Annotated in this window: 2 protein-coding genes and 1 other annotated feature (1 of these 3 running past the window's edge); both genes read right to left on the reverse strand. The window is 54.5% G+C overall.

Going from position 1 to position 2,765, the window contains the following annotated elements:
• Positions 1 to 2,720 (forward strand) — a sequence feature (most likely nonfunctional fraction of RNA operon) (it extends 1,620 nt beyond the left edge of the window).
• A partial coding sequence (locus tag EZE20_RS24345) for a hypothetical protein (protein WP_207104712.1) occupies positions 1 to 245 on the reverse strand: 245 nt, incomplete at its 3' end. Its footprint overlaps the feature before it by 245 nt.
• Entirely contained in the window at positions 1,945 to 2,253 is a 309-nt protein-coding gene (locus EZE20_RS24320; RefSeq protein ID WP_199879950.1) for a hypothetical protein, read from the reverse strand. Its footprint lies within the feature at positions 1 to 2,720.
• Positions 2,721 to 2,765: the final 45 nt, after the last annotated feature.

Genomic DNA, 2,765 nt, shown 5'->3' on the forward strand with positions numbered 1-2,765 from the left:
ATTAATCCGTAGATATCCGAATGGGGCAACCCAATCAGGTGAAGCCTGATTATCCCTACGGGGAGGCGAACGGGGGGAACTGAAACATCTAAGTACCCCCAGGAGAAGAAAACAAGAGTGATTCCGCAAGTAGTGGCGAGCGAACGCGGAACAGCCCAAACCGGCCATGTTACGGCATGACCGGGGTTGTAGGACCACCCGAGTGGGTGTAGTTTAAAGTCGAATGGTCTGGGAAGGCCAACCATAGGGGGTGAGAGTCCCGTAGACGTAAGAGACTGCATCTGAGGTGGTATCCTGAGTAGGGGGGGACCGGAGAAATCCCCTTCGAATCCGGCGGCACCATCCGCCAAGGCTAAATACTCCTGAGAGACCGATAGTGAACGAGTACCGTGAGGGAAAGGTGAAAAGTACCGCGAATAGCGGGGTGAAATAGAACTTGAAACCATGCGCCTACAAGCGGGCGGAGCCTACGGGTGACGCCGTGCCTTTTGCATAATGAGCCTACGAGTTACGGTCACCGGCAAGGTTAACCCCGTTGACGGGGGGAGCCGAAGCGAAAGCGAGTCTGAATAGGGCGCGTAGTCGGTGGCTGTAGACGCGAAACTTGGTGATCTACCCTTGGTCAGGTTGAAGTCTCGGTAACACGAGATGAAGGACCGAACCGGTAAACGTTGAAAAGTTTTCGGATGAACTGAGGGTAGGGGTGAAAGGCCAATCAAACTGAGAAATAGCTCGTACTCCCCGAAATGTTTTTAGGAACAGCGTCGGGGTTTAGTTGACGGCAGGTAGAGCTACCGATAGGACTAGGGGGAGTCAAATCCTACCAAATCCTGACGAACTCCGAATGGCCGTCAATATACCCGGCAGTGAGGGCACGGGTGCAAAGGTCCGTGTCCGAGAGGGGAACAACCCGGAGCATCGGCTAAGGTCCCAAAATATATGCTAAGTTGAACTAAGGGGGTCCGACTGCAGAGACAGCCAGGATGTTAGCTTGGAAGCAGCTATACATTTAAAGAGTGCGTAACAGCTCACTGGTCGAGCGGGGCGGGCACCGATAATAAACGGGCATCAAGCATATTACCGAAGCCATGCGATAGCAATATCGGTAGGGGAGCATTCTGATGGGGGAGAAGTTGTGGCGTGAGCCATGGTGGACCGATCAGAAAAGCAAATGTAGGCATGAGTAACGATAATGCATGTGGGAAACATGCACACCGAAAGACCCAGGATTCCTCCGCTATGCTAATCAACGGAGGGTCAGGCGGGACCTAAGGGGGAGCCGACAGGCGTACTTCGATGGACAGCCGGTTAATATTCCGGCCCTCGCTGATAGTGTGAAGAAGTGACGGAGCGGGGTGGTTTCTACGTCCAGACGGAATTGGGCGTTGAGCAGAGCCTACGGGCGAAGCGAAGAAGCGAACCTGCTTCCAAGAAAAGCTTTTGAAACATCAGCTATCAGCGACCCGTACCGCAAACCGACACAGGTGGTCGAGAAGAGAATTCTAAGGTGCTCGAGTGAATCACGGCTAAGGAACTCGGCAAATTAACCCTGTAACTTCGGGAGAAGGGGGGCCTACTTAGAAATAAGAGGTCGCAGAGAAATGGCCCAGGCGACTGTTTAGCAAAAACACAGGACTCTGCCAAAACGAAAGTTGACGTATAGGGTCTGACACCTGCCCGGTGCCGGAAGGTTAAGAGGGGATGTCAGCCGCAAGGCGAAGCATTGAATCGAAGCCCCGGTAAACGGCGGCCGTAACTATAACGGTCCTAAGGTAGCGAAATTCCTTGTCGGGTAAGTTCCGACCTGCACGAATGGTGTAACGATCTGGGCACTGTCTCGGCCGTGAGCTCGGTGAAATTGTAGTAGCGGTGAAGATGCCGCTTACCCGCCACGGGACGGAAAGACCCCGTGCACCTTTACTATAGCTTTGCATTGGTTTCGGGTCAGGGATGTGTAGGATAGGTGGGAGGCTGTGAAGTGGTGTCGCCAGGCATCATGGAGCCACCGTTGAAATACCACCCTTCGCTGGCCTGGGATCTAATCCGACCGAGTCGGAGACCGTGCATGGTGGGTAGTTTGACTGGGGTGGTCGCCTCCGAAAGGGTAACGGAGGCTTCCAAAGGTCTGCTCAACACGCTTGGTAACCGTGTGTGGAGTGCAATAGTACAAGCAGGCTTGACTGCAAGACCGACGGGTCGAGCAGGTGGGAAACCAGGGTATAGTGATCCGGTGGTTCTGTATGGAAGGGCCATCGCTCAAAGGATAAAAGGTACGCCGGGGATAACAGGCTGATCTCCCCCAAGAGCTCACATCGACGGGGAGGTTTGGCACCTCGATGTCGGCTCGTCACATCCTGGGGCTGGAGAAGGTCCCAAGGGTTCGGCTGTTCGCCGATTAAAGTGGCACGCGAGCTGGGTTCAGAACGTCGTGAGACAGTTCGGTCCCTATCTGTGGTGGGCGTAGGAGGATTGACGGGGGCTGCCCTTAGTACGAGAGGACCGGGGTGGACCCACCGCTGGTGAGCCGGTTGTTCCGCCAGGAGCATGGCCGGGTAGCTATGTGGGGAACAGATAAGCGCTGAAAGCATCTAAGTGCGAAACTGGCCCGAAGATGAATCCTCCACACAAGGGCCGTCGTAGACTACGACGTTGATAGGCCGCAGGTCTACGCGCTGAGAGGCGTTGAGCTGAGCGGTACTAATCGCCCAAGAACTTACATAACTCTCCCAACTCTTCGTTTTTTCTTCTTTCCGCATGTTGATAAA

The sequence above is a fragment of the Arundinibacter roseus genome (assembly GCF_004348825.1).
GTDB lineage: Bacteria > Bacteroidota > Bacteroidia > Cytophagales > Spirosomataceae > Arundinibacter > Arundinibacter roseus.

Excerpts from the sequence above, each read along its gene's own strand:
- EZE20_RS24320 (WP_199879950.1), bottom strand. The coding sequence starts at position 2,253 with ATGGCCCTTCCATACAGAACCACCGGATCACTATACCCTGGTTTCCCA.